General features: G+C 53.2%; 33 protein-coding genes. 10 read left to right on the forward strand and 23 right to left on the reverse strand.

Annotated features, from left to right (window positions below; translation table 11 throughout):
• Nucleotides 1-36: 36 nt before the first annotated feature.
• The 8 genes from F457_RS0101890 to F457_RS11960 form a co-directional block, all read right to left on the reverse strand.
• Entirely contained in the window at nucleotides 37-471 is a 435-nt protein-coding gene (locus F457_RS0101890) for a DUF4054 domain-containing protein (RefSeq protein WP_018979436.1), read from the reverse strand.
• A complete protein-coding gene (locus F457_RS0101895; protein ID WP_018979437.1) occupies nucleotides 468-893 on the reverse strand; it encodes a hypothetical protein in 426 nt (141 codons plus the stop codon). Before F457_RS0101895 ends, F457_RS0101890 begins: the two co-directional genes overlap by 4 nt.
• Before the next feature lie 4 nt (nucleotides 894-897).
• Nucleotides 898-1,968 carry a hypothetical protein gene (locus F457_RS11945; protein WP_018979438.1) on the reverse strand — a complete coding sequence of 357 codons (1,071 nt, stop codon included), beginning with the start codon at nucleotides 1,966-1,968 and terminating at the stop codon, nucleotides 898-900.
• Entirely contained in the window at nucleotides 1,965-2,510 is a 546-nt protein-coding gene (locus F457_RS11950) for a structural cement protein Gp24 (RefSeq protein WP_018979439.1), read from the reverse strand. Before F457_RS11950 ends, F457_RS11945 begins: the two co-directional genes overlap by 4 nt.
• A gap of 9 nt (nucleotides 2,511-2,519) precedes the next feature.
• A complete protein-coding gene (locus F457_RS11955) occupies nucleotides 2,520-3,758 on the reverse strand; it encodes a DUF2213 domain-containing protein (RefSeq protein ID WP_018979440.1) in 1,239 nt (412 codons plus the stop codon).
• Between the two features lie 72 nt (nucleotides 3,759-3,830).
• Entirely contained in the window at nucleotides 3,831-4,085 is a 255-nt protein-coding gene (locus tag F457_RS0101915) for a hypothetical protein (protein WP_018979441.1), read from the reverse strand.
• Nucleotides 4,069-5,340 (reverse strand): phage head morphogenesis protein, encoded by a 1,272-nt coding sequence (locus F457_RS0101920; protein WP_018979442.1) that lies wholly within the window; start codon nucleotides 5,338-5,340, stop codon nucleotides 4,069-4,071. Before F457_RS0101920 ends, F457_RS0101915 begins: the two co-directional genes overlap by 17 nt.
• A complete protein-coding gene (locus F457_RS11960) occupies nucleotides 5,340-6,977 on the reverse strand; it encodes a phage portal protein (RefSeq protein WP_018979443.1) in 1,638 nt (545 codons plus the stop codon). Before F457_RS11960 ends, F457_RS0101920 begins: the two co-directional genes overlap by 1 nt.
• 62 nt (nucleotides 6,978-7,039) lie before the next feature.
• On the opposite strand from F457_RS11960, the gene F457_RS0101930 reads away from it, so the two are divergent.
• Nucleotides 7,040-7,474, forward strand: coding sequence for a hypothetical protein (locus tag F457_RS0101930; RefSeq protein ID WP_018979444.1), 435 nt, complete (start codon nucleotides 7,040-7,042; stop codon nucleotides 7,472-7,474).
• Between the two features lie 21 nt (nucleotides 7,475-7,495).
• Here the strand turns inward: F457_RS0101930 and F457_RS0101935 are convergent, their stop codons facing one another.
• From F457_RS0101935 to F457_RS0102010, 15 genes are all read right to left on the reverse strand, one after another.
• Nucleotides 7,496-8,752, reverse strand: coding sequence for a PBSX family phage terminase large subunit (locus F457_RS0101935; RefSeq protein WP_018979445.1), 1,257 nt, complete (start codon nucleotides 8,750-8,752; stop codon nucleotides 7,496-7,498).
• Nucleotides 8,730-9,131, reverse strand: a complete 402-nt coding sequence (locus tag F457_RS0101940; protein WP_156809322.1) for a terminase small subunit-like protein — start codon at nucleotides 9,129-9,131, stop codon at nucleotides 8,730-8,732. The genes F457_RS0101935 and F457_RS0101940 overlap by 23 nt, the downstream gene beginning before the upstream one ends.
• Nucleotides 9,132-9,169: 38 nt before the next feature.
• On the reverse strand, nucleotides 9,170-9,517 hold the full coding sequence (locus F457_RS0101945) for a hypothetical protein (protein ID WP_018979447.1): 348 nt from the start codon (nucleotides 9,515-9,517) through the stop codon (nucleotides 9,170-9,172).
• Nucleotides 9,514-9,825: a hypothetical protein gene (locus F457_RS0101950; protein ID WP_018979448.1), complete on the reverse strand. Its 312-nt coding sequence runs from the start codon at nucleotides 9,823-9,825 to the stop codon at nucleotides 9,514-9,516. The genes F457_RS0101945 and F457_RS0101950 overlap by 4 nt, the downstream gene beginning before the upstream one ends.
• A gap of 291 nt (nucleotides 9,826-10,116) precedes the next feature.
• Nucleotides 10,117-10,635, reverse strand: a complete 519-nt coding sequence (locus F457_RS0101955; RefSeq protein WP_018979449.1) for a hypothetical protein — start codon at nucleotides 10,633-10,635, stop codon at nucleotides 10,117-10,119.
• Between the two features lie 84 nt (nucleotides 10,636-10,719).
• Nucleotides 10,720-11,271, reverse strand: a complete 552-nt coding sequence (locus tag F457_RS0101960; protein WP_018979450.1) for a hypothetical protein — start codon at nucleotides 11,269-11,271, stop codon at nucleotides 10,720-10,722.
• Nucleotides 11,268-12,350 carry a helix-turn-helix domain-containing protein gene (locus tag F457_RS13485; RefSeq protein ID WP_018979451.1) on the reverse strand — a complete coding sequence of 361 codons (1,083 nt, stop codon included), beginning with the start codon at nucleotides 12,348-12,350 and terminating at the stop codon, nucleotides 11,268-11,270. Before F457_RS13485 ends, F457_RS0101960 begins: the two co-directional genes overlap by 4 nt.
• A gap of 153 nt (nucleotides 12,351-12,503) precedes the next feature.
• On the reverse strand, nucleotides 12,504-13,097 hold the full coding sequence (locus tag F457_RS0101975) for a type 2 periplasmic-binding domain-containing protein (protein WP_018979453.1): 594 nt from the start codon (nucleotides 13,095-13,097) through the stop codon (nucleotides 12,504-12,506).
• Nucleotides 13,094-13,912 (reverse strand): helix-turn-helix domain-containing protein, encoded by an 819-nt coding sequence (locus F457_RS0101980; RefSeq protein WP_018979454.1) that lies wholly within the window; start codon nucleotides 13,910-13,912, stop codon nucleotides 13,094-13,096. Before F457_RS0101980 ends, F457_RS0101975 begins: the two co-directional genes overlap by 4 nt.
• A complete protein-coding gene (locus tag F457_RS0101985; RefSeq protein ID WP_018979455.1) occupies nucleotides 13,909-14,415 on the reverse strand; it encodes a RuvC family protein in 507 nt (168 codons plus the stop codon). The genes F457_RS0101980 and F457_RS0101985 overlap by 4 nt, the downstream gene beginning before the upstream one ends.
• Before the next feature lie 93 nt (nucleotides 14,416-14,508).
• Complete coding sequence (locus F457_RS0101990; RefSeq protein ID WP_018979456.1) at nucleotides 14,509-14,769, reverse strand: hypothetical protein; 261 nt, start codon at nucleotides 14,767-14,769, stop codon at nucleotides 14,509-14,511.
• Between the two features lie 20 nt (nucleotides 14,770-14,789).
• Nucleotides 14,790-15,041, reverse strand: a complete 252-nt coding sequence (locus F457_RS0101995) for a DUF2312 domain-containing protein (protein WP_018979457.1) — start codon at nucleotides 15,039-15,041, stop codon at nucleotides 14,790-14,792.
• Nucleotides 15,042-15,050: 9 nt separating this feature from the next.
• Nucleotides 15,051-15,521 carry a single-stranded DNA-binding protein gene (ssb, locus tag F457_RS0102000; protein WP_018979458.1) on the reverse strand — a complete coding sequence of 157 codons (471 nt, stop codon included), beginning with the start codon at nucleotides 15,519-15,521 and terminating at the stop codon, nucleotides 15,051-15,053.
• A complete protein-coding gene (locus F457_RS0102005) occupies nucleotides 15,521-15,703 on the reverse strand; it encodes a hypothetical protein (RefSeq protein WP_018979459.1) in 183 nt (60 codons plus the stop codon). The genes ssb and F457_RS0102005 overlap by 1 nt, the downstream gene beginning before the upstream one ends.
• Entirely contained in the window at nucleotides 15,700-16,443 is a 744-nt protein-coding gene (locus F457_RS0102010) for a hypothetical protein (protein WP_018979460.1), read from the reverse strand. Before F457_RS0102010 ends, F457_RS0102005 begins: the two co-directional genes overlap by 4 nt.
• Nucleotides 16,444-16,767: 324 nt before the next feature.
• Here F457_RS0102010 and F457_RS0102020 point away from each other — a divergent pair, with 324 nt between their 5' ends.
• The 9 genes from F457_RS0102020 to F457_RS0102060 all read left to right on the forward strand — a co-directional run bounded on the left by F457_RS0102020 (nucleotide 16,768) and on the right by F457_RS0102060 (nucleotide 21,145).
• Nucleotides 16,768-17,148: a helix-turn-helix domain-containing protein gene (locus F457_RS0102020; protein WP_018979461.1), complete on the forward strand. Its 381-nt coding sequence runs from the start codon at nucleotides 16,768-16,770 to the stop codon at nucleotides 17,146-17,148.
• Nucleotides 17,149-17,387: 239 nt separating this feature from the next.
• Nucleotides 17,388-17,705 carry a hypothetical protein gene (locus F457_RS0102025; RefSeq protein ID WP_018979462.1) on the forward strand — a complete coding sequence of 106 codons (318 nt, stop codon included), beginning with the start codon at nucleotides 17,388-17,390 and terminating at the stop codon, nucleotides 17,703-17,705.
• Nucleotides 17,702-18,004, forward strand: a complete 303-nt coding sequence (locus F457_RS0102030; protein WP_018979463.1) for a hypothetical protein — start codon at nucleotides 17,702-17,704, stop codon at nucleotides 18,002-18,004. The genes F457_RS0102025 and F457_RS0102030 overlap by 4 nt, the downstream gene beginning before the upstream one ends.
• Nucleotides 18,004-18,348, forward strand: coding sequence for a hypothetical protein (locus F457_RS0102035; protein WP_018979464.1), 345 nt, complete (start codon nucleotides 18,004-18,006; stop codon nucleotides 18,346-18,348). Before F457_RS0102030 ends, F457_RS0102035 begins: the two co-directional genes overlap by 1 nt.
• Before the next feature lie 30 nt (nucleotides 18,349-18,378).
• Complete coding sequence (locus tag F457_RS0102040) at nucleotides 18,379-18,597, forward strand: hypothetical protein (protein WP_018979465.1); 219 nt, start codon at nucleotides 18,379-18,381, stop codon at nucleotides 18,595-18,597.
• Nucleotides 18,594-19,490: a PD-(D/E)XK nuclease-like domain-containing protein gene (locus F457_RS0102045; RefSeq protein WP_018979466.1), complete on the forward strand. Its 897-nt coding sequence runs from the start codon at nucleotides 18,594-18,596 to the stop codon at nucleotides 19,488-19,490. Before F457_RS0102040 ends, F457_RS0102045 begins: the two co-directional genes overlap by 4 nt.
• Nucleotides 19,487-20,518 (forward strand): AAA family ATPase, encoded by a 1,032-nt coding sequence (locus F457_RS0102050; protein ID WP_018979467.1) that lies wholly within the window; start codon nucleotides 19,487-19,489, stop codon nucleotides 20,516-20,518. Before F457_RS0102045 ends, F457_RS0102050 begins: the two co-directional genes overlap by 4 nt.
• On the forward strand, nucleotides 20,515-20,715 hold the full coding sequence (locus F457_RS0102055) for a hypothetical protein (protein WP_018979468.1): 201 nt from the start codon (nucleotides 20,515-20,517) through the stop codon (nucleotides 20,713-20,715). The genes F457_RS0102050 and F457_RS0102055 overlap by 4 nt, the downstream gene beginning before the upstream one ends.
• 112 nt (nucleotides 20,716-20,827) lie before the next feature.
• Nucleotides 20,828-21,145 (forward strand): DUF6874 family protein, encoded by a 318-nt coding sequence (locus F457_RS0102060; RefSeq protein ID WP_018979469.1) that lies wholly within the window; start codon nucleotides 20,828-20,830, stop codon nucleotides 21,143-21,145.
• Nucleotides 21,146-21,229: the final 84 nt, after the last annotated feature.

Here is a 21,229-nt window from a genome sequence, read left to right on the forward strand (position 1 = left end):
AGCGGCAAGCGGCTCTCTCGGATGTTCTATCGCACCTTACGGCCAAATCCTCGCCGGATGAGGGCGTCCGGGAATCATCCTCATCTGACGGTATTGAGCGGTCGCTTGCCAGTAGGTGAGGCCGTATTGCGTCTGGGTAAACCAGCCAGCCTTTGAGGGCAGGCCCGCCCCGTCGAACGAGACGGAGACAGAGCCCCGAGAGGCGGACGCGATGCGCCCCACGCCACCTTGCGTGCCGGAACGTCCCGACCCGCTAGCGTTCAAGCCAAGCTGGGCGATATGGGCCATGAGCAGCCAGAGCAAGTCCTGCCGCTCCTCAACGTCTTTCACCATGGAAAAGGCGGTATTGTTGAGGAACAGGCACGCTTGCCGGAACAGCATCCGCGCCTGTGGCTCCTTCACACTCTGCGCAAGGTCGGGGAAGGCCGCCGCCCAGTCCGTGTAGGAGAACTCAACAACACCGGCGGTCATCGCTGTGCCTGCATGGCACTTTCATCGGGGCTGTAGTCGGTTGCGGGGCGTCCTTCAAACCCTGTCTTCATGTCTTTCAGCTCGCCCAGCCGACCTTCGCCGCGTGAGGCATTGGCTTCCGCAAAGATGATGTGCTCTTTCAGAAGAGACGAGGTGGCGTTTTGCTTTTTCCACGCCTCCCAGAAGTCGCTTGGCACCTCTGTGCGGCCAGCAAGACCTAGAATGCTATTGTGCATTGGATGGAAGCGTGGGTCATGTTTTGCCCCATTTAAGGTCACAGATTGTATGGCTTTCATCACGGACATATCGGGGCGCTTGGCTTTTTCAGCCTCCGCGCGGCGCTCTGCTTCCCCCTCTGGGTAGAGAGACAGAACAATCCCGGATGGTAGGCGACAGAACACGGTAACAGTTTGTTGGGCCATAGCGTTATACTCCAATCATCGTTGCGCAGGCCATTGGACGCCGCCATACGGTTCCCGAGCTTCCTTGAGAGGCTTTCTGGCGATAGGATGTCGAATAGGTTTCGAGGCGGTGCATAATCAGCTTGGATGAGAACGCGGTAAAAACGGTTTCAACGCCGTCGATTGCTTTAGCGAACAGCTGAATAATACGCTGTGTGATCCCCCCATTTCCGCCTGCCATAGCGGGGCCTGCTTCAGGTAGTGTTTCTATCGTCATGTTGGGGAACGATTTCTTGAGGATGTCAGACAGCGTGATGCCAAAGGAATTTGTATAGGTGAGCACATTGGAGAGTTCCGAAGGGATCACCAAGACGAGCTCGCTATTGGTATCAATCAGCCCTTGCAGTTGAGCATTAAGGCGGCGGAACAGTTCTTGCACATCCCCAAAAATGGCGATTGGGTCGCCTGTTTCTGCCCATGAAGTGACGGTTTTCCCAGATTGTGCCCCAGCTTTGGGCGTTGGACTGATAGCAGGCGGCAAGTCTGGGTCGTTGAGGGCACCACGAACATTCTTCCCGTCAATGCCAAACAAGCTGATGAGATTAGCCCGTTTATTGAGCGTCATGACCGCTGAAGTGCGAAGCTCATTGATCCAGCTAACGGAGGCTTCCCCCATCATTTCTGTCTCAAGGTCGCCGTATTTAATCCATGTCTGATAGATGAAGGTCTCACGCGGCTCCCAGTTGACGTTAGCGCCTGTAGCCCCCGCTTGACTGAAGTCGCCATAGGCCGCCGTTGTGCCGGAATTTTCAGAGAAGGGGAAATACACGACGCGTTGCGTGCGTGATCCTTTTTGCACCTCGCCGTAAATCTGCGCTGCCTTGGTCGGCGTCACTAAGGCCCGGACAACTTGCGGGTCAATCGTTGAGCCGACAATCGCAGGAATGCCGTTATTAGGCGCTGTAACGGGCGCATATGATGGCGCGGCATCGGTGGCAAGAGGGCGTTCGTGAGTAAAGTGAGTAATGCCGCGTAGCTCAACGCCATAATGTCGCTGGAGAGCTGGCGCGACGGTGCGATAGGTTTGTGTCGTCATGAAGTTTTACCGGAAGAAGAAGGGGAAGAAGCCTGAGCAGGGCCAACAGTGGCGCTCATAATCATGACTGCGCCTGCGTCTGCTCCGCGCGTGACAATCCATCCTGTTGCACTGGTGCCAGAGGGCGCGGCACCGGGGGAACCTGTTTGGATGGTGCCATCTGTTAAAGAGGCGTAAACAGCTTGGCCGGGGGTTGCTGGCGTGGACGAAACCGCGAAATAATCGCCACCTGTATGTAAGGTGACCATGAAGTTCGGCGGCACGATCATGGTGGATTGACTGAGAACATTGCCTAGATTGACATTGCTCTGGTCGCGGATCGCAAATCCTGTTGGGGGTGCGTTGGGTGTACTGGCAGGCGGCTTATTTAACACCGTTACGCCATCGTCCTGCACCCAAGCGAACGCCCCAACTGTAACGCCGCCATCTCCGGCTCGGTGTCCAAGTTCGCCGGGGATAGCTGTGCGGGTGGGATTGGCGCTCGCTTGATCGCCCGGATAGCCCAGAGGAGGGCCATAATTAATGCGGGTAGGGAAACTCATCGTAAAGCCTTATAATCTGCGGGGAAGAGAGGTTGCGCCAAAAGCTGCAAGCGGATTACTCCCTGCGCTGTCGTTGGCAGCCGGGCGGGGACTTTGTGTGGGATAAAGCGCGTTGACCTTAGCCTGCACCAATGCCTTCAAGCCGGGTGTATTGACACCTGTAAGGCTGTCATTGGCCATGCCTTGTTGAGAGAGGGCGTAGCGGTAAATATCTGCGGCGTTATCGAGGTCATGCACCTCGCCGACGAGCGGGCGGACATCACGACGCGCATCGTTTGCCGCGCGTTGACGTTGGCGTTCGCGCTCCAGTCGGCGCTCTACTATGCGGTTAATGGCGCTATCTGTTGCAGCTTTACGACCGCGCTCTTTGTCCTCGCCGTCATCTTTCGCTGGTTTCTTTTTGGGATCGTCTTCATCGCCATCTTCAGCGGGTTTCGTTGCTTTGCCGTCCTCTTCGCCGTCATTGGCAGAAGGCTTTTTGCCCTCCTTGTCGTCGCCTTCGTCTCCATCTTCGGCGGGTTTCGTTGCTTTGTCGTCATCATCATCGCCGTCATTGGCGCTTGAGGTGAAGAGCTTCTTAATCGCGGCGATTTTATCGTCATCGGCGTCTTCGCCTAAGATGTTGCGCAACGTATCGTCTTGGCTGTCGCAGCCTGTTTTTTCTTTTGTTTCGGCCATAATTGGCGCTCCTTGTGCAGTGTCGTGAACGATGACGTCACTCCCAGCGCGGCCATTGGGCACAAGAGCCACATGGTTGCCGCGAATGTTGGTCATGCGTCCGTCATAGGGCTCGCCTTTGTAGGTGCCCGGGGTCATATCGGCGTCGTAATCATAGCCACAGGACAGCTCACGCTGCTGGCCAGATTTGATCTTCTCAATCAGTGGGCCGTCCCAGATGGTCAGCCCGTTTTTAAGGTAGGGGTCTTCAAAGATGGCGTTTCGCATCGTCGAGCCCACAACGATATGCTTTTGCGGGTCGGCAGCGGTGACGCGTGAGGTGTTCGTGGGGTGTTCATCTAAAACGGGGAGGCCGTTAAAGGTCGCAGCGCCACGTTCGAGTTCGATCGGATCGCGGAGGAGGCGATAGGTCTGTTCGGGTTTGAGGCCAAGCTCTTCAGAACGAGGGATTTCACGGCCAAAATAGCCGCAAATATTGGCCTTGCTAATGGGCGTGGTGTCCACATGCAGCCGCCCATCCTTGTCAAAGGTGCGCACGGAGCCCATGCGGTCAATGGCTAGTCGTTCCATCAGATGTGCTCATAAAAAAACCCGCCATGAAGGCGGGCTGTTGAGGCGTATAAAAAGGGGAGGAAGAGGGCGTTATTCTTCTTCGCAAAGAAGAGCTTTTCGGCCTTTCTCAATGGCGTCTAGGAGAACAGGCAAGGGAATTGTAACGTCATCGGGGGTGCGGAAAAGATTGATCCGCACATCATCATCCCCGTTATCATATGAGAGGAAGGCTATATCCCCACCAGCATTGTCTGGTCCATAAACGGATATTTCACAGACGACGCGATCAAAGTCAGGGTAACTCACAATGTGAGGGTATGAACGCCATTCATTGTTTTTTTCCATGAGAATACTTCCTAAGATAGTCTTCCAATTCACCATCTCTGAGCGGCTCAAGAAGTCCAATCATATTATGTTCAGGGTAAAATGAAGCTCCTCTATCCGTACCATCCTTCGTGAAGGCGTGGAAGCTTTTTCCATAACGTCCTTGATTTTTGTGAAACACCAACAAGTCAGGATCATCTAAAATCTCTTCAATGAGGTGTTGCCCTTGTGCGTTAATGGCTTGGGGGCTCCCAGTAGGGCGAGCAAACACACTCCCCGGACGCCCGCCATGTTTTTGCAAAGCACGGCCTGCGCGGGTGAGGACTTTTCCTTTGTCGGACGGGTCAAGCTCTTGAGCGCGTTTCTTTGCATAATCATGATAGAAGCGCTCGCTTCCAATAGCGATAAAGCGGCCATGCTCATCGCGTGGCTGGTCGGGGTTTCCGGCGCTGTCGCGGGCCATCGGGCGAGGAGGGGCGTCATTATAACCGGGAATGATATATTCGGCGCGGCATCGGCAATTCACGAGCTGTCCGGGTTGGATGTGCTCCCCTGAAATGGGGCAGCCCTCTGCCACGAGGTAACGCCTTCCATCAGCGCGGCGATGGTCGTCACGAGAGAAGCGGCCGCCACCGACATGCCGCCAATAGGCTTCTTTTAAGCCCAGCTCGCCACAACGCTGACGTTCGACCGATTGGTTGATCTTATGTGTTTGGTCGCGAGCGATGGTGGTGGCTTTGCGTTCTGACACGCCGTAGCGGGACTGGAGCTTCTGAGTGAGCGTCCCAAGGTCACCACCTGCCATCACGGCGTCTGTGACGAGGGAGGCCACGCCTTGCTGATACTGTTCCCCAATGGAGGTAATGAGCTGCACGTTCTCTTGTGTCGCCAAGGAAAGGCGACGCTGGAGGTCAGCAGAGGGCTTGAACGTAATACCAAAGCCTGCACGTTTGAGACGGCGCTTGAGGTCTGCGTCCGTGTCTTGCAAGCCTTTCCTTACAACGAGTTCAGCGAGGGCTTCGGCTTGATCGCGGAAGAGGTGCAGCCATTTGATGCGGAGCTGTCCCAGAGCCTTTCGCAGAGCTGTCAGCGGGTTGGCATCGAGGGCAATGTCAGGCTCAGCGCGGCGATAATGGGAACGCACGGTTTGGAGTGTATCGCGGTGCATCCGCTGGATCAGAACGGTGAGGTGCTTGCGATAGGTGACCTCAAGCCCGGCATTGACGCGGCCCTTGCCCAAGCGCTTGGCACGACCGGGGGCGATAAGACGGGCCATTACATATCTCCATCGCCGCCTTCAGAGCCGCCAAGGTTGGGCGGTTCCGTCTCAGGAATACCGGGGGCTTCACCTGAGAGGTTCACGCCACGATACAGGCTGTTCTGGTCTTGCTCTTCGCGCATACGCGCCTCGTCAGGCGTGATCTTGCCCGCTTCGATGTTGATCTTATCCGCTTCAGCTTTGGCTTTCTCTACCGACGCGGCTTTTTCATCGTCGAGCTGCCAGAGATTGACGAAGTCAAAGTCGAGGCTCTCATCAAGCTCGCCCCACAGGTTGAGCTGCACGAGGCGTAGGATTTTCTCAAGGATCGGTCGCAGGTTGTTCTCTTGGAAGGCCGCGATCTCGTCATAGAAGACGCGGATTTCCCCTTCCGATGACGCGTTCAGGCCGTTTGGCGTGATGCCGAACAGCTTTACAAGCGGAATGCCGGGAATAGACGCCATTGCCTCCATCGCCTGCGCTTGTAGGTCAGACAGACCGCCGAGAGGGGTGGCGACGATAGAGACATCTTCGTTCTCCTTATCCGCCACAATCGTGCTTTGCCCTTCAGACACTTGCTGCATGAAAGACGCGCGGCCCATAATCGTGCTGGTGCCATTGTGATCCATCACGCCGCCTTGCAGGGCTGCGGTCATGTCTGTCTTGAGCACAAGCTTGGAAAAGTTGGCCGTGATGTCACTGACGCTATTACGCGTTCGTAAGAAGTTATGAACGTAAGGGCGGAGCTGCTGGGTGAGTGACAGGCCACCAAAGTTAAAGGCAGGCTTGAAGATGTCGGGCACCTCGTAAGGCACCATCTTTAGCAGGCGGTCTTTATGGGTCAGACAGCCCTGAACCCAGTAATTCTCAGGATCATAGAAGCCATCACGAAAGGGCGTATCGGCATTGAAGGCGTTGGTTGATGTCCAGATGGGGTCAATGCGCTTGAACCCGTTGAGGCTGCCTTTTTTGACGCCATGTTGGGTCAGTTTGAGGGGGATATTTTGGCCAGTCGCATCTGTTGCGAGGCCTGCTATATCAATCCACACATAGCCGACACCGTTAAGCAGAGAGTCCAGCACCATACGATAGAGCAGAGCGCGGACATCAAGACGCTTAAACTCGGCTTCAATCGCGCTGATTTTCTCAGCCGTCTCGCGTGATTGCTGTTCACGCGCCGCGTTGGCGTCGTCGTCCGTATCGTAATCGGTGATGTTAATGTTCTTGGTTGATTTAAGGCGTATCCATTCCCGTGTCGTTTCACGAGCGAGCACGTCGCATGGTTTGCGGAACTCGGGCCGTTGTGCCATCTCTGCGAGATAGGGATAGCCCATAAAGAACAAGCCATCTTCGAGCCAGCCAGCGCCAGCCGCACTGTTCGACGCAGCCCATGCCTGCACGTTTGCCATCGCTGCATTGGACGCGCTGTCACAGGCAAGGCGATCATGATCCTGTCCTCGCACGCCTGGAGGAGGGTCGTAGGGCTTAAAACGGTCTGCAAACGCGCTTTGTCGGGCGTCTAAACGCTCAGTCTCAGCCGTGTACTGCCCAAACAGAGACGACAACCACGAGCGCGGCTTCTCGTCAGACGTTGGATGCACGACGGGTTCGCGCCGTTGGGGCGGCGGCGTGGCTTTTTTGCGGAAGAGGGACATTATATTTTGTCTTGTGAGAATCAAAGGAAGGAAGCTAAACTCCCTCTCTTTGGAGGGTAGTTGTGGATTCTTTGTTTGCGAAAGAATTATACGAGATTAAGAGGCAAACATTTTTAAATGGATTTATTCAAAATCCTGATCATTTTTCTGAAGCGTTAGCATTCTCTTATTATCATAGAATTTCTCCTATATTTCATGAAGGAGATGATGGTGTAAGTCTGTATGAAGATGTTTATGAAGTTTCAACTTGTTTTGCTTCTCGCATTATAAAATACATAGATGATAATTTTTTTGGGCAGAGTGATAAAAAAATGACTTTCTCTCATCTTGAGGGGGAATTTGGCAAGGAAAACAGATGGAACATATACCTTGTTCTTACTTATGCGAAATTAGATGTCAGATTTAATTATAAGTTATGGGATGATATTTCTTCCGATTCTCCTTTCGGGATTGATGGCATACCGTCTAAATTTCTTCCTGAAGAATGTAATTTTTGATTTCTGGCATATTTCTCTAGGCTAAACAAAAGACCGTCGCACGACCTGCTGGCCTGCAAAAGCGGAGAAGTCCGGCATCTTGCGGCGGTTCTGAATAAGGCCATCGAGGGCGTAGCGGGTGGCGTCGATCCAGTGATTGTTAGCGTCCTCAATCTTGGGTAAGATGGCTTCTGTCTGGCGGTCGATCTTGTAAGAATAGGTGCGGAATTCCCGAGCAACCTTCTCGGCTCGCTTATGCACACGAATGCCGCGAAAGCCCTTGAGGCGCTCAATACCGTCTTCGACGCTTCCCTTCCATTTCTTCGCGGCTGCGATGCGATAGCTATACTTGTTGGCCATGAAAGAGATCGTCTCAGGGCGTGCACAATCGGCAAGGATAGGCCATGAGCGTGATCCCGGAACCTTGTCGAATAGAGCAGGCAGAGCGTCCATCTCAATCCCAACGCCGCCTTCTGCATAGTCGATATGGAGCACGTCGTCAGTGATAAAGCACCGCACGATAGCCGTTGGGTCTTTGGCAAAGCCCCAATCCACACCGTAATAGAGGCGGGCGTCTTCGGGCGCTTCAAAGTCACAGCCATACTCGACACGATGGCGGAAGATCAGCGCTTCAGTGACCTGCTGATAGCCACCTTCCCAGATATGGTCGTATTCGTCAGGCCGCGCCCTCTGGTCGCGTTCACGCTCATCATTGAGCACGTCAGGAAACCACGGATTGTCAGACCAGTTCGCACAAACCACGACGATCTCAGGATCAGCCTCGGCTTCTGTTGTGCGAAGGAACGCATCTACTGGGTCTTCAGCGTGCGATGGGTTCCAGCTAAACCAGATTTCAGAGCCGGGCTTGCGGATGGTTGGACGAAGGAGTTTGAGCGAATGAGCCGAGAGGGACTGCGCTTCTTCCACCCATGCGACATCAAACCCTTCTAACGACTTGATAGAGTCCGCCGTGTGGTTCTGCATCCCTTGGAAGATGATCACCCCGCCGCCCGGTGTGCGAATTTCCTTATCGAGCAACTCGAATTTATCCGCCAAGCCGAGCCTCATGATTTTGTCGGTCACAAGTTGCTTAACCGACATGGCCAGCGATTTCTGGATTTCACGAATACACACCGCCCGTAGGCCGGGGCGCATCACCGCTTGCGCTACGAGGTTTTCAGCAAAGAAGTGAGACTTCCCAGAGCCACGACCACCCCACACGCCCTTATAACGCGCAGGCTGGAGCAGCGGCGCAAAAACACGTGGTGTCTGAATATCAAGGGGTGCTGTTTCTGCCATCTTTTGGATCAACTATGGTGTGACGTATTTCAGTAATCGGGCCACCATCCGGGCCGCTATGTTCAAGCTGCTGTTTGTCGCCGTAGCGCTTGGGGGCACGTCGGGCCATCATCCAGCGGAGCATCTCAAACTTGGTTTTGTTGGCGGTAGCGTTTTCTGGGTTGGTGCGTTCAATGAGGTCGAGAATGTCATCCTCAAACCCGTCCGTTGCGTGTTCGCGTGCGCGTGCGTACTGGTCAGAAAGCGCTGTGTCTTTCCCGATCCAACGAAAGAACGTATCTTTGCTAGGCCGCTTAACGCCTGAACAAATTTCCCGCACCTTTTTACCAAGCATTATCTCAACCATCATCTCATCAAACAAAGTCTGAGAGAACGACACGCGAGGTTTTCTTGAGGTTTTGCCTTTACGTTCTCTCATTAGTCTCCCCCTCTACGATAGGTGGTGAGAGATGCGCTCTCGCGGTGCATGATTTCAAAACGCAGCATCTCGAACCGAACTCTGTGAGCAGCAGCATTTTCAGGTGTTGTCTCTGCCTCAAGGGCGCGGATTTCATCCGACAAAACCCAGCACGAGATGTTCAAGGCATCAACAAAGAGAAGTTTCTTTTCTTTATCTTCGTTTATAAGGCGCAGAAAGTCCCCGATTGTTGGGCGCCCCTCGCGTCCAGAACAGACGGTGTTAAGCGTGTAACCATCTGCGATCTCGTTCAGCATGGCACGCAGAACATCGTCAGAGAGGGCGTTGTGTAACGTCTGCTGGCTCATAATGTTCTCCGTTGGGGATAGGCATCTTCCCGCGCCTGTGTCCGCACTTCCTTACAGGCAGCGGCCCAAACGCGGGTCATGAGGGTGGAGGGAACGGTTGAGGGAAGAGGATAGACGACATGGTGAGGCAGCATGAATGGGCGGCACCGGATCACATCACGAGCGGACAGACCGAGCGTGCAAGCATCCATCCAAGACGGGTGGACATCAGCTCGGTGAGTGTTGGCAGGCCCGCGTCGGATCGGCACGAGTGCTACGCGTTCGCGCTCACGCTTGAGCACAACACAGAGGCCGCCGCGTGTAGACACAACTCTCCCGCGCCTCAGCCTGCGGCCAGGTTGGGACGTGGGGTAGGGCATGGTGTTTTCTTGTGTAAAGAGAGACAAAAAAGGGAGGTTAAACCTCCCTAAGCCGCAGTAGATACACGGCGATAAATCATCTACCGTAAAGTAAGGTAACAACAGAAAGGAGTCTTTATGGCAGACGATAAAACGAATTCTACACCGCCGTCCCAGTCGTCAACAAGTAGCAACATGACGCACTTCAACACGATAGCTCAGCAACCTAATACAGCTAGACGCGGTGGGTTTATCGGGGATTCAGCAGAGTTTGCGCCACCCCAGCCACATCAGTCCTCCGATAAAGGATAGAGCTGGCGTTAGGAGGGTCCCCCAAAAAACACGCTGAAGCCAGCGTCTATCAGACCAAATGGCTTTCCCATTCTCGACAACCTTATTGTCAATATAGGAAGCAATAAGGACGTTGGTTTCAGCTTGGGGATTGGGGAATTTCGTAACGTAATTGGCGATCTCTCTAATGTAATCAGGGCTTATCAACGTGCTTTGCAGAGCGTAGTTCGTATAAAGCCCACGCCAGCAACAGAGAGACGTTATGGAATAACCAGCCGCTAATATAGCGCAGGCAGGAGAATAAAACTTTCCAGCCATTGCCCCGCCAGTCGCGGCAAGAGTTGTTGTCGTGAGAACGGGTAAGAACATGGCGAGGCGTGAACGAATACGCTCATAGACACCCATTTGTTCTTTAGCGATAGTCTCAGCCATTTGCCGCTGTTGTTCGGACACCCAGAGGAGGAAGTCATTATCCTGTTTATCGGTCATATCTTCTCCTCTAGGTTGCATCCAGCCTATAAACGCCAAAAGCCGCACACCCGATTAGATGCACGACTTCCGACTATGCCAATATCATCTCACGTTTATGCTATACGTACAAGTCCTTTTTTCACGGGCTTCTTTTTTGTGCTTTTCAACATAGAAATTAGCGAGCTGTTCTAGGAGCAAAACACATTGAGAGCGAGCGCATTTAGAGGCGTCTGACTGGCTCTTATGAGGCCACAACTGCTTCCCAATGGCCGAGAAGCTCATGCCCTCGACCAGCAACATTTCTAACCTGTGGTGCGAGCACGATCCAAGCGCTTCACGCACCTCAGCAATCCGAGCGGCCGCTTTACCGCGCGCAACAGCGAAGGTGTGGACGTTGCCGGGGATATAGTCCCGGTCGAGCGGCTCTTTGAGATAATCGGCATAGCCCCCTTTGAAGAAGATATAATCCTCCAACCAACGGTTCGCGGCGGTGACGGCCTCCCCGCTGATGTCGCCGCTTTCGTGCAGTGTTTGCACGGTGCGGGCTTTCACGCGGCGTTTGCGCTTTCCCATGCCGACCGCTTCGTAGTCTGGCTTGAGTGTGCGTTCTGTGGTTGGCCCATCGGAGAGGGCATAGGCGGCGGCTTTGCTCATGAGGCACTCCGTTCTTTTTTCTTTTCAGGGAGCCAGGAGCCAGCGTATGAGCCGCAATGGCCGCGTTCCCACACCACCCACGCATAGGCTGTGGTGCCGCTATGTTTTTGTTTTTGACCGAGCAAATGCCCTGGGACGCAACTAATCCGATCAGGGAAATGCCATACACGGGCAGGGGGTGTTTGCTTGAGCCATTCCGACCGCTTGATTCCTTCAAGGAAGGCAGCGCGGAGGAAAAGGCACACGCGGTCTTGCGCATGATCTAGGGCTGTTTTTACGAACTCTTCCGCCTGATTAAAGGGCGGGTTAGAGATGATCGAGGTTGGCTTGAGATCGGGAATGGCCGCGCTGAAATCCTCAACACGCGCCCCGATGCCACGGTCAACAACGTCGCTTCCGACGGCTTTAATCCCGGCGCGCTCGCAGGCCCGAAGGATGTTCCCTTGCCCGCAACAGGGATCTAAGATCGTTCCAGAGAAGGGCTTTTCCACAGCAAGGAGCCGATCCGTGGCATGTTCTGGCTCTACATACCAATCATGAGCCACGCGGCTATAAGAGGTTTTCTTGGAGGACGTAGACTCAGGAGCAGATTGGAGGATGTCTTGGTAAATCTGTCGAGGGGTGCGGTCTTTCCGGTAAGACAGAAGCCTGACCTTTTCGGCCATGTCGCGCGGATAGCCGGGAACAGTGCCGTCAGTCGGCACAATGAGTTCTCCATAGTGAAAGTGCCCATAGAGAGCGGAATAATCACCGTAAGGCGCCAGCCGTTCCCATCCTTCAGAAGCCAAATATTGTTGCATGGCTCCCGGCGTCAGAAGCATCAGCTCTTGGAGCGTAGGATAGTTCTTTCTCACCTCGTTGTTATGCGTAGACGCAGCTTTTCTGATGCTGTCTGCATTTTCGTTGAGGCCATAAGCGTCAATGAATCTTTCAACTATCTTATCAGAGACTTCATGCCCTCCACGCTCCATACGGGAGATCACGGCGGCCTTTGTATCCAGCTTACGAGCTGCATCCAGCAGCCGATCATCGTGGGCGATGCGGATGTCGCGCACCATCTTTGCGAACTCAGAACGCATCACACATCTCCCCCAAAGCACCGATGCAGAGCGTCGCTCATGCCTTTTTCTTCTTTGTCAGTATGATCTGACGTGAGGAACATTTCATCACACTCCTCGCTTATCCTCGTGCCTCTCACGGCATGGTCTGGGTGCTGGCCGTGGACCATATCGTCACGCATGGCGTTTCTCTCGTTGGGTGGGGAAGAGGTTTGCGACTATCGCGTTCACATGGCGCTTCTGTTCTTCGGTTGGTGGGGTGCGGGGCTTTTCGGGCTCACGAATAGGCTCATTGACGAATAGCCAAAGGGTGGCGCGTTTGTTGCGCAGCGCTTGAACGTGTTTGTCGAGCAGCTCGTAGAATTCTGCTGGGGTTGGCATGAACTTGAACGACCGTAGCGCGTCTCGGCGGAATTCAGCCGTCCACGCCCCAGCGGGAACGTCCTCGGTGATAGCTTCCACAGCAAGCCGCCATGCTTCTCGTTTCTCTGGATCGCGTGGGTTGGCCACCAGAGCCCCAAGTGTTTGGTCGAATTGCGCGATCAGCTTTTGACGCACCTCAAGAGGCGGCGCTGTTAACGCTTCAGCATCCAAAACCGCTAGAAGGCGCACGGCTTCCTCGTGCAGCGCTGGCGTTTTAGCGGTGCGTTTGCCGCGAATGGTCAAGTCGGCAAAACGCTCCCAGCGTCGGGAATGCAGGGCTTCGCTGAGGGCGGCGCTGATAGTGCGCCGTGGGAGGGTGATGTGGGTGAGGCTGGCAGTGCTCATTGGAAGATAATCCTCTCGCTGTTGGCGTGGTCTTGGCTGCGGTATTGAGCGCGCATCTCCTCAAAAATGATGTTGCGGTTGCGTTCGCTTTCGCTCATTCGGGGCGCAGCCTGCTGGCCATGAGGGCGCTGACTTTTGGGCGCAAAGAGCCCCTGCCAGTTGTTGAGCGTTGAGGTTTCCAAGATGTCGCTTGGATCGTGGCCTTGAGCTTTGAACGCGGCCAGCCGCTTGACGGCGATCTCCATCGCTCGAACCGTGGCGGGTTTCTTCATCGACCGCCGCATCTCCAGCCAGCCGTTCCACGCCTCGACAGGCACCCAATCGGGTAAAGCAAATTCCTGCTTCGGTTTTGGACGTGGCTTTGAGGCCTTGGGGGGACTATAGGGGGTATGATGGTTATTGGTGGTTAAATGGTGGTTATGTGGAGCGGCATCTGCTGCCACTTTGGAGGCAGGAGCTGCCACATAGGAGGCAGCAGGTGCCACTTTTTCGGATGTGGCAGGAGCTGCCTCTTTTCTGGCATCAGGTGCCACTTTGGAGGAAAGAGCTGCCACATTGACGGCATCTCCTGCCATAACCAAACGAACGCCGTTTCTCGTATACGTCGTCGATTTTTCTATCAGTCCTGCCTCAATGAGGTCATAACGCGCCTGCCTAACGCAACGATTAGAGAGCCCTGTTGCGGCACAGAGCGTGTCTGTCGACGGGAAGCTCTCACCGCTCTCATTGGCGTAATTAGCGAGCACGAGCAGGACGTGCTTTTGAGTGGGGCTGCCCGGCTGTTCGAGCGCCCAGTTAATGGCTTGGATGCTCATAAGGACACCTCATGACATGGCACGACTTGGTGGGTGTGAAGGCCGTAGAAGCCCAGTAAGGCCGCCTCAGCTCGTCCGTCATCTTTCACGCGAGCAAAAGAGGCGGCATGGGAAGGGAAGAGCTGACAGGCTCGTTGACGTGCCCCGTTCTTATCTGCTGGGGTTTGAGTGCCGCGCTTCCATAGGCGGGGAAGGATAAACGACGTTGGAATAGCGCGAGAGGCTGCAATCCCTTCAAGCACCCCGAAAGCCCGACCAAATGAAAAGGACGATACCGTTCCTTCACCCGGGCGAGCCCCGACCTTTTCAATGAAGATGTGGCAGGGGGAATCATCCTCAATGAGGCGTGCAAGGTGCGACGTGTTAATATGCCGTCGATTTTTACCCGCTTCTTTGACCGTGATCGTGGGCATATCCACCACACGCACCAAGTCCCCGCTCGCAGAGAAGAGGGCCAGCGCACCGCCAGCCCCCGGATCAATGGCAAGATAACGACGGGTCATTAGATCGTTTTCTTCCAGCGCGGGTTTTCTTCCGCCCACGCAAGATCAGCCTCTGGTTCCTGTTGAATATGTACCATGCTATTCTACCTTTCTTCACTGGTGTGTGGAGGGCACGGGAGAGGTCGCTAAACTGTTCTCCCGTGCTGTCGCGCCTTGAGCGATGAACATTCCCCGACGGTTACGACAGCGCTTTTCTAGGCGCCCAATTTTCTTGCGAAGCTGGCCATTCTCAGTAGCGAGAAGTCGCGTTGTACTTTCTTGCAGGCTTTGATTAGCGAGCAAGGCTGTCACTTTATCTTGCAAGCGGCGGTTACGATGGCGAAGCCGGACATAGTTCACGACTAGGCACATCATGGGTTCCCAAAAAAACACCCTTACATCCCCAACGCTTTAAGGTAGATGTCGAGCAGCGTCTCTTGCTCTTCCACCTCAGCAGGCTCTCGCTTGCGGAGCCTGAGCAGCTCTTTAACAACCTTCACATCAAAGCCTGCTGACTTGGCTTCTGTGAAGAGGTCGCGAATGTCCGACCCCAGAGCTTTACGCTCTTCTTCAAGGCGTTCGACGCGTTCAATGATGGAGCGCAGACGATCAGCGGCAATGCCGCCTGTTGTGTGTGTATCTGTCATAATGTGCCTCTAAAATGGTATTTCGTCGTCGAGTGGGTCTTGGCTTGCATCCACGTCAGACATGGAGCGCTGAGAACCGTAGGACTGGCTTTGAGCGGGCTGTTTCTGCTGGGAAGACGCGTGGTCAGACTTGCTGTCGAGCATCTCAAAATCACCACGGAAGCGGCTAATCACGACCTCTGTCGTGTAACGCTCCACACCTTGCTTATCTGTCCATTTGCGTGTCTGAAGCTCGCCTTCGAGATAAACATTGCTTCCTTTGCGTAAGAAGCGTTCGGCCACACCAGCGGTGTGCTCGTTCCAGATCACGACCTTATGCCATTCGGTGCGTTCGCGACGTTCGCCGGTGTGCTTATCCGTCCAGCTCTCGCTGGTAGCGATAGAGAGCTGAACGATCTTTGCCCCTGACTGCGTGTTACGCACCTCTGGATCACGGCCCAATCGACCGACGAGGATGACCTTGTTAACGGAGCCTGCCATTACCGAACCCTCCGCACTTGCAGTTCCTCACGACCGCGCACGCGAATAGTGCGGGTACGCACGTCATCGGAGAGGGCCGCTTGGCTTTCTGTGCAGACAGCGCCGGGAGCGGGAACAAACCGCCCATCGCAGTCACTAAAGTAGGCAATGGTCGTCCATTGTGTGGGGATAGTGCGGCTCATGACGATGCCTCATCTTCACCGGTGCGGCGTTCAATCTCTTCATCGGCAATCTGAGAGAGAAGACCAGCAAGCCATCCCGGCATTGCATGGCGTCTGATCGTCCGAAGGTCTTCATCGGGTAGCTGACAAATAAACATCCGAGCACGCGGATCAAGCAGCTTAGGGCATCCCCATTTCTGCAATTCCTCATCGGTTGGGCTGGTAAGCCTTTTCTCACGGTATTTACGAATGTCCGTTTGAACAGCAAGATTAATCCGATCGCAACGCTCCTGCTCAGAGAGCGTATCGTCGTGGGGACGCTTCGCTTGGGTGTCTTGTGCTACGGTTTCGTTGCCTGCTTCGGAGGTCGAGTCCGTGCGGGCATCTTTTGAAGCTGAACTAGGGGAAGATGAATGTCCGGTATGACCAGAGAAGACCTGATCTGGACTGTCGCTAGAGCCTTGGCTTTGACTAAATTTACTGGAAGTGGCGGGGACAGTAGGGTCGTTATTGACCCCAGAGACGCTACGAACTTCAATGCGAGCGCGGATCAGGTTCGAGAAGCCGTGAAGGAGGCTACTGCGGTCGTGAACGGAAAAGCATATACGCCCCGATAAATAAGCATCGAATAAGGCGGCAGCCTTCACAGCGCGTTCTGCCGCCTGTTCTCCGGGGCTCTTTCCTAAAAACTCAACGGCCAGCTTTAAGCTCTCCTTTGATCGGATAAAGGATGGGAGCTGCCTTGCTTCATTGCTACTCATACCCGTGTCTCCTTCTGGTGTTGTGTGGGGGTGGGGTGATTAGAGCGGGAATTATGAGTGATGTATTCCAGCACCCTTTCTTCCGTGTCGCGGTACATTCTGCCGCCTCGTCGAAGACGCTTCACGAATTTCCCATCATTCACCGCTCTAAAACCGAACGTGCTTTCTGATATTCCCGCCTCAATGACAAACTGCTCGATGCGGGATAAGAGTTTCGATTTGTAAGTCATAGATTGACAGTAATGGGATTTATCCCACCATTCAAGATAAATTTGGGATCTGTCTCAATTGTTTTGCTTTTATTTTAGTGGGATATTTCCCACTATGACTAATGAACATCTGATCCGCGAAATTACCCGCCGCATGGAAGAAAAGGGCATAGGACAAAAAAGATTAGCCTTAGAAGCTGATCTAAAGGAGACCTATGTTCGAGACATCCTTAAAGGTAAATCTAAACGCCCAGATGTGTTTAGCATCGGGCGTTTAGCTCAAGTCTTAGGGTGCTCAATAGAAGAGCTAGTCGGTCTTTCCACCGTCAATGCTTCGCAAGTGAGAAGCTCTGTTGATAGCTTTAAATCTCCTAGTCAGTCTTTGTATACGGAAGAGGAGATTGCTATCGTTGACCTCTGGCGCTCCCTCGTTCCTAATCAGAGAGAGCATTTGATCGGTCTTTTTGAAGCCATTGCTGATCGTAGAGCTGTCTGATTTCTTACTGTTATTTTCGCACATCAAATGCTTCCTTTCTATGTTTGAGGAAGCAAGGCATGTATACTTAAAGCGACCATAAGTTATTGATTTATAGCATTTTAAGAAGATAGGTAAGGGGATAAATCTCACAAAATGTGATAAATCCCAATTTTTTGCTTGCGATATTGTGGGATGTGTCCCATTATACCCTCATACCGAACGAAACGTCCCACGTTGGGCCGTAGGAGGAGGGTAAGATGGCACAAACTTTAGACTGGAACCCCCCGGAATTTTTGAAGGACTGGGCTCTCAATGGCAATCAGTCTGTGCTTGGAAGAAACACAGCATCAGAGATTGAAGAGCAGAACGCCACTTTACAAAAATGTCTCAATAATCTGGATCACACTAGCGTACAGCCGGGTGCTGTTGAATGCTTGGAGAAAGCTATTGCCCAAGGAGAGAAGACGCTAAAAGCACGTCGGTATTTAGACGAACATTATGGCGTGGATTCTGTTTACAGGGTCGGCACTGTTTGCGCTGATAGGCTTCCCTCCAAAGAGGAGGCCGCGCAATGATCCATCTGCACGCAGTAGCGCAGCCACAGCAGGGCGTCTTTGAACAGATTGAGAGTGCTGAACCACGTACTCTTAGAGACGAGACGATCCTTTCTTTTGCTCAACGTCTCTCTCAGTGGGCAGGGCGTATGGCTGCTGCAAGTCGTGGCGCTGAACAAGAAGCGTTTAACGAACTAGAATACGGCGTTGAGACCGTTGTTCAGCATTACATGCCCTACATGCCCGATCCACTTGACCGTTTACGCCAAGGCCAAGATGTCGCACGCAAGCTCAATCAAGACGAGAGGGTGCTGGGGTGATGAGCTACAGGCAAGAGCATGAAGGAAAGATTGTCTGCCCTCATTGCTCCTATGAGAACGAGGGTGATGGTGAGCTAAATGAGGCAGATGAGGGAGCGAAATGGGACTGCACATCGTGCCATAAGAGCTTCATTATCGAAACAGTCGTTCGCACCATAACGGTCACAACGCTCAAGGAGAGTGATTGTATCCTTAATGAAATCTCTCTTGTGGACATGAATATAAATAGAAGCGAGAAAAGCGGTCTTTGTGCGAGTGAACTTAGAAAGAAAAAAGAAGAACTGAGCGTGAAACTTGCCGACCTCTTTCTTCAAGAGCGCCTTATAGAAGATTCAACCTACTAACCACCCCAAGTAAAACCGAGGATTTTTGAGATGCTGAAACACGCAAACAGGAAAGCTGTGTCTAATGTGCGCGACAGAGAACTTGACCAGCAATACGGCCTCTGGACCCGCGCTTACGAAGAAGCCGGACGCTACCGAGGCCGTGGCCAAGTCGCGGAAGCAGACCGAACCATGAGGCTCGTGCCGAATATTGAGAATGAGATTGTCATGCTCGGTGGCGAATTGCCCATGCAGGAGGCGCGGGTATGAAGTCTCTGATTACACAACCAGGCATCTATGATCTCAGTAATGAGCAGTATCATGCTGATCCATGCCCAGAGCCAAGCCTGTCTAATTCGATTGCAAAGGTGCTTTTAAAGCAGAGCCCTCTTCATGCCCATTTCCAGCATCCACGCTTAAACCCTCATCGTGCATCAGGCGCACCAAGTTTAGCTATGGAAAAAGGTTCTGCCTTACATCGTCTGATCTTAGAGAAAGGAGCGGATATTGCCGTTCTTCCATTCGATAACTGCCGGACAAAAGAAGCTAAAGAGGCCCGCGATTGTGCCTATGCAGAAGGAAAGATTGTCCTTTTAGAGAAGAACTTTGACGAAATTTTTGCCTGTGCTGAAGCCGCTAGAGATCAACTTCAACAACGCGAAGACTGTTCTGAATTATTCGGCCATGGACAAGCGGAAGCGACGATTGCGTGGAAGAGCAGCGATGTTTGGTGTCGTGGCATGGTGGATTTTCTGCCAGATAATCCAAGAGCCCCATTGTTTGACCTCAAAGGCACGACAAAAAGCGCAAGTCCTCATGAATGGAGCAGCTCGCTGGTCAGTGACTATCGCACACAAGACCGATTTTATGCTCGCGGCTTGAAAGCACTCCGAGGTGTGACGCCTCAACCTATGCGGTTCGTCGTCGTGGAAATGTATGCGCCCTATGCCGTGTCTGTTTTTACGCCTGCGCAAAGCTTGATGCATGTTGCTGATGAAAACGTCACACGCGCTATTCATCTGTGGAGCGAGTGCATGAAAACGAATAGATGGCCCGGTTACGCGCATATGGCGCATGTGGAAGCCCCGGCTTGGCTGCTGCGTGAGCAAGAAGATCAAGAGCTTAGAGACGATATTTTAGCAGAATTTGGAGCTGTAGCATGAGCTTTACCATTAAACCCGCCGTAAGAGAGAAAATTGGTCTTTTATTTGGCATCGCCGGAGCTTCTGGTTCAGGAAAGACATTCTCAGCTTTGACATTGGCAGAAGGCATTAAGGGCAAGAATGGCAAGATTGCTGTAATTGATACAGAAGCAGGGCGTGCCCTCCATTATGCGCCCCGCCCCGGAGAGAAAGCAGCCCCTGCTAAGGGGACATTCGACTTTCTTCATCTGGACTTTCAGCCTCCTTTCGAGCCGATGCGCTACATTGCGGCCATTCGTGCGGCTGAGGAGGCTGGTGCAACAGTGATCGTGATCGACAGCATGAGCCATGAGTGGGATGGTGAGGGCGGCTGCTCTGATATGGCTGAGGAAGCTGCTCTAGCTGCGGCGACTGACCGCAATGGCAATATCCAACAGTGGAAAGTCGAAGCTATGACGGCCCCAAGCTGGAAAAAGCCCAAGCAGCAGCACAAGCGCATGATGGCACGGCTGATCCAGACCAGAACCCACTTGATTTTCTGCCTACGGGCACAAGAAAAGATCAAGTTCGAGAAGGTGATGAACCCTCAGACAGGCCGGGAACGTAATGAGATCAAGCAAATGGGATTTCAACCGATTTGCGAAAAATCTTTCATGTTTGAGCTGTCTGGCTCGATGACCATGCACCCGGAAACTCCCGGACAGCCCCGTTATGACCTGCCTCGCAAACTCAATCATGAGTTACAGGCCATATTCCCGGAAGGGAAGCGCATTATCGCAGAGCAGGGAAGTCGCTTGAAAAATTGGGCTGAGACAGGAACTGACAGGCCTCCAGAAGATAAGAACCTGATGATAACCCGTGGAATGGTCGAAGCGGTTCAAGATGCTGTCACGGTAGAAGCCCTTCAGAACCTCACCAGTGAGGAGGTGTTCAAGAAGCGGCGTGAATGGTTGAAGTCCAACCGCCCGAAGCTGTCCGAGCAAGTTGAGAGTGCCGTTTCCGAGGCTTTGGCTCGTTTTGAGGCAATAGATGAGGAGATGCCAGCATGAGCCTCTTCCTCATCTTCTGCCTAGCCGCAGCACTCTACGGCCTCATCGGCGCGACACTATGGGCCGTGTTCGAGCTAACACAGCCAGAGCGCAGCTACGTGCCAACAGAAACCCGCGTTGTCGCTTCGTTCATGTGGCCGGTGCTCTTATGCGGCCTCGTCGCTCGCTTGTTGCGTAAAATTAAGAGGGGGTTGTGATGGGAAGTGGATACCACAATCAAGAGCAGTTTTCTGCGCTTTTTTAGAAGTGACACAATCTGTGTCACCTCATCCCAAAATATGCATTAATGCACCAGTAGAAAGATGTCTTATGTTTGAAGTATCTTTTGACAACACAGAATCCGATAAAGCGATCATCGAAAAAATTATACAGCGTCTCAGAGAATTTGATGCTGATGAACGCGATCCGCTCAATCGCAGCGAAGAAGAATATAGACAAGTTCGGGTGTCTATCGCAGCCGCCCAAGCAAATGAAAGCAGCCCCTTTCGCCTAGAGCGCCTCCTGTCCTTTGATATGGTGAGTTTTTACCATGACATCTGGGGATTTTACGACCACACATCACGAGACACAGGCGAGCTTCTTAATTGCTGGCTCCCCCGGTGTGGACAAAGGAACGGCCATGACTAACACGCTAAAATCGTGCCAGTTCTGCGGGGACGAACTGAATAAAGACAATACGCTTGAGTGGCTTCGTGATGCTGGAGATAGGAT

The sequence above is a fragment of the Saccharibacter floricola DSM 15669 genome (assembly GCF_000378165.1).
GTDB classification, from domain to species: domain Bacteria; phylum Pseudomonadota; class Alphaproteobacteria; order Acetobacterales; family Acetobacteraceae; genus Saccharibacter; species Saccharibacter floricola.

Coding starts and splice junctions, on each gene's coding strand:
- F457_RS13485 (WP_018979451.1), bottom strand. CDS start 12,350: ATGCGTTCTGAGTTCGCAAAGATGGTGCGCGACATCCGCATCGCCCAC.
- F457_RS0101890 (WP_018979436.1), bottom strand. CDS start 471: ATGACCGCCGGTGTTGTTGAGTTCTCCTACACGGACTGGGCGGCGGCC.
- F457_RS0102045 (WP_018979466.1), top strand. CDS start 18,594: ATGAAGTCTCTGATTACACAACCAGGCATCTATGATCTCAGTAATGAG.
- F457_RS0101955 (WP_018979449.1), bottom strand. CDS start 10,635: ATGACCGATAAACAGGATAATGACTTCCTCCTCTGGGTGTCCGAACAA.
- F457_RS0102040 (WP_018979465.1), top strand. CDS start 18,379: ATGCTGAAACACGCAAACAGGAAAGCTGTGTCTAATGTGCGCGACAGA.
- F457_RS0101995 (WP_018979457.1), bottom strand. CDS start 15,041: ATGACAGATACACACACAACAGGCGGCATTGCCGCTGATCGTCTGCGC.
- F457_RS0102020 (WP_018979461.1), top strand. CDS start 16,768: ATGACTAATGAACATCTGATCCGCGAAATTACCCGCCGCATGGAAGAA.
- F457_RS0101990 (WP_018979456.1), bottom strand. CDS start 14,769: ATGATGTGCCTAGTCGTGAACTATGTCCGGCTTCGCCATCGTAACCGC.
- F457_RS0101960 (WP_018979450.1), bottom strand. CDS start 11,271: ATGAGCAAAGCCGCCGCCTATGCCCTCTCCGATGGGCCAACCACAGAA.
- F457_RS0102005 (WP_018979459.1), bottom strand. CDS start 15,703: ATGAGCCGCACTATCCCCACACAATGGACGACCATTGCCTACTTTAGT.
- F457_RS0102030 (WP_018979463.1), top strand. CDS start 17,702: ATGATCCATCTGCACGCAGTAGCGCAGCCACAGCAGGGCGTCTTTGAA.
- F457_RS11955 (WP_018979440.1), bottom strand. CDS start 3,758: ATGGAACGACTAGCCATTGACCGCATGGGCTCCGTGCGCACCTTTGAC.
- F457_RS0102050 (WP_018979467.1), top strand. CDS start 19,487: ATGAGCTTTACCATTAAACCCGCCGTAAGAGAGAAAATTGGTCTTTTA.
- F457_RS0101915 (WP_018979441.1), bottom strand. CDS start 4,085: ATGGAAAAAAACAATGAATGGCGTTCATACCCTCACATTGTGAGTTAC.
- F457_RS0102035 (WP_018979464.1), top strand. CDS start 18,004: ATGAGCTACAGGCAAGAGCATGAAGGAAAGATTGTCTGCCCTCATTGC.
- F457_RS0101980 (WP_018979454.1), bottom strand. CDS start 13,912: ATGAGCATCCAAGCCATTAACTGGGCGCTCGAACAGCCGGGCAGCCCC.
- F457_RS0102060 (WP_018979469.1), top strand. CDS start 20,828: ATGTTTGAAGTATCTTTTGACAACACAGAATCCGATAAAGCGATCATC.
- F457_RS0102025 (WP_018979462.1), top strand. CDS start 17,388: ATGGCACAAACTTTAGACTGGAACCCCCCGGAATTTTTGAAGGACTGG.
- F457_RS0101920 (WP_018979442.1), bottom strand. CDS start 5,340: ATGGCCCGTCTTATCGCCCCCGGTCGTGCCAAGCGCTTGGGCAAGGGC.
- ssb (WP_018979458.1), bottom strand. CDS start 15,521: ATGGCAGGCTCCGTTAACAAGGTCATCCTCGTCGGTCGATTGGGCCGT.
- F457_RS11945 (WP_018979438.1), bottom strand. CDS start 1,968: ATGACGACACAAACCTATCGCACCGTCGCGCCAGCTCTCCAGCGACAT.
- F457_RS0101945 (WP_018979447.1), bottom strand. CDS start 9,517: ATGAGCCAGCAGACGTTACACAACGCCCTCTCTGACGATGTTCTGCGT.
- F457_RS0101985 (WP_018979455.1), bottom strand. CDS start 14,415: ATGACCCGTCGTTATCTTGCCATTGATCCGGGGGCTGGCGGTGCGCTG.
- F457_RS0101895 (WP_018979437.1), bottom strand. CDS start 893: ATGGCCCAACAAACTGTTACCGTGTTCTGTCGCCTACCATCCGGGATT.
- F457_RS0102010 (WP_018979460.1), bottom strand. CDS start 16,443: ATGAGTAGCAATGAAGCAAGGCAGCTCCCATCCTTTATCCGATCAAAG.
- F457_RS11950 (WP_018979439.1), bottom strand. CDS start 2,510: ATGAGTTTCCCTACCCGCATTAATTATGGCCCTCCTCTGGGCTATCCG.
- F457_RS0101935 (WP_018979445.1), bottom strand. CDS start 8,752: ATGGCAGAAACAGCACCCCTTGATATTCAGACACCACGTGTTTTTGCG.
- F457_RS11960 (WP_018979443.1), bottom strand. CDS start 6,977: ATGTCCCTCTTCCGCAAAAAAGCCACGCCGCCGCCCCAACGGCGCGAA.
- F457_RS0102055 (WP_018979468.1), top strand. CDS start 20,515: ATGAGCCTCTTCCTCATCTTCTGCCTAGCCGCAGCACTCTACGGCCTC.
- F457_RS0101975 (WP_018979453.1), bottom strand. CDS start 13,097: ATGAGCACTGCCAGCCTCACCCACATCACCCTCCCACGGCGCACTATC.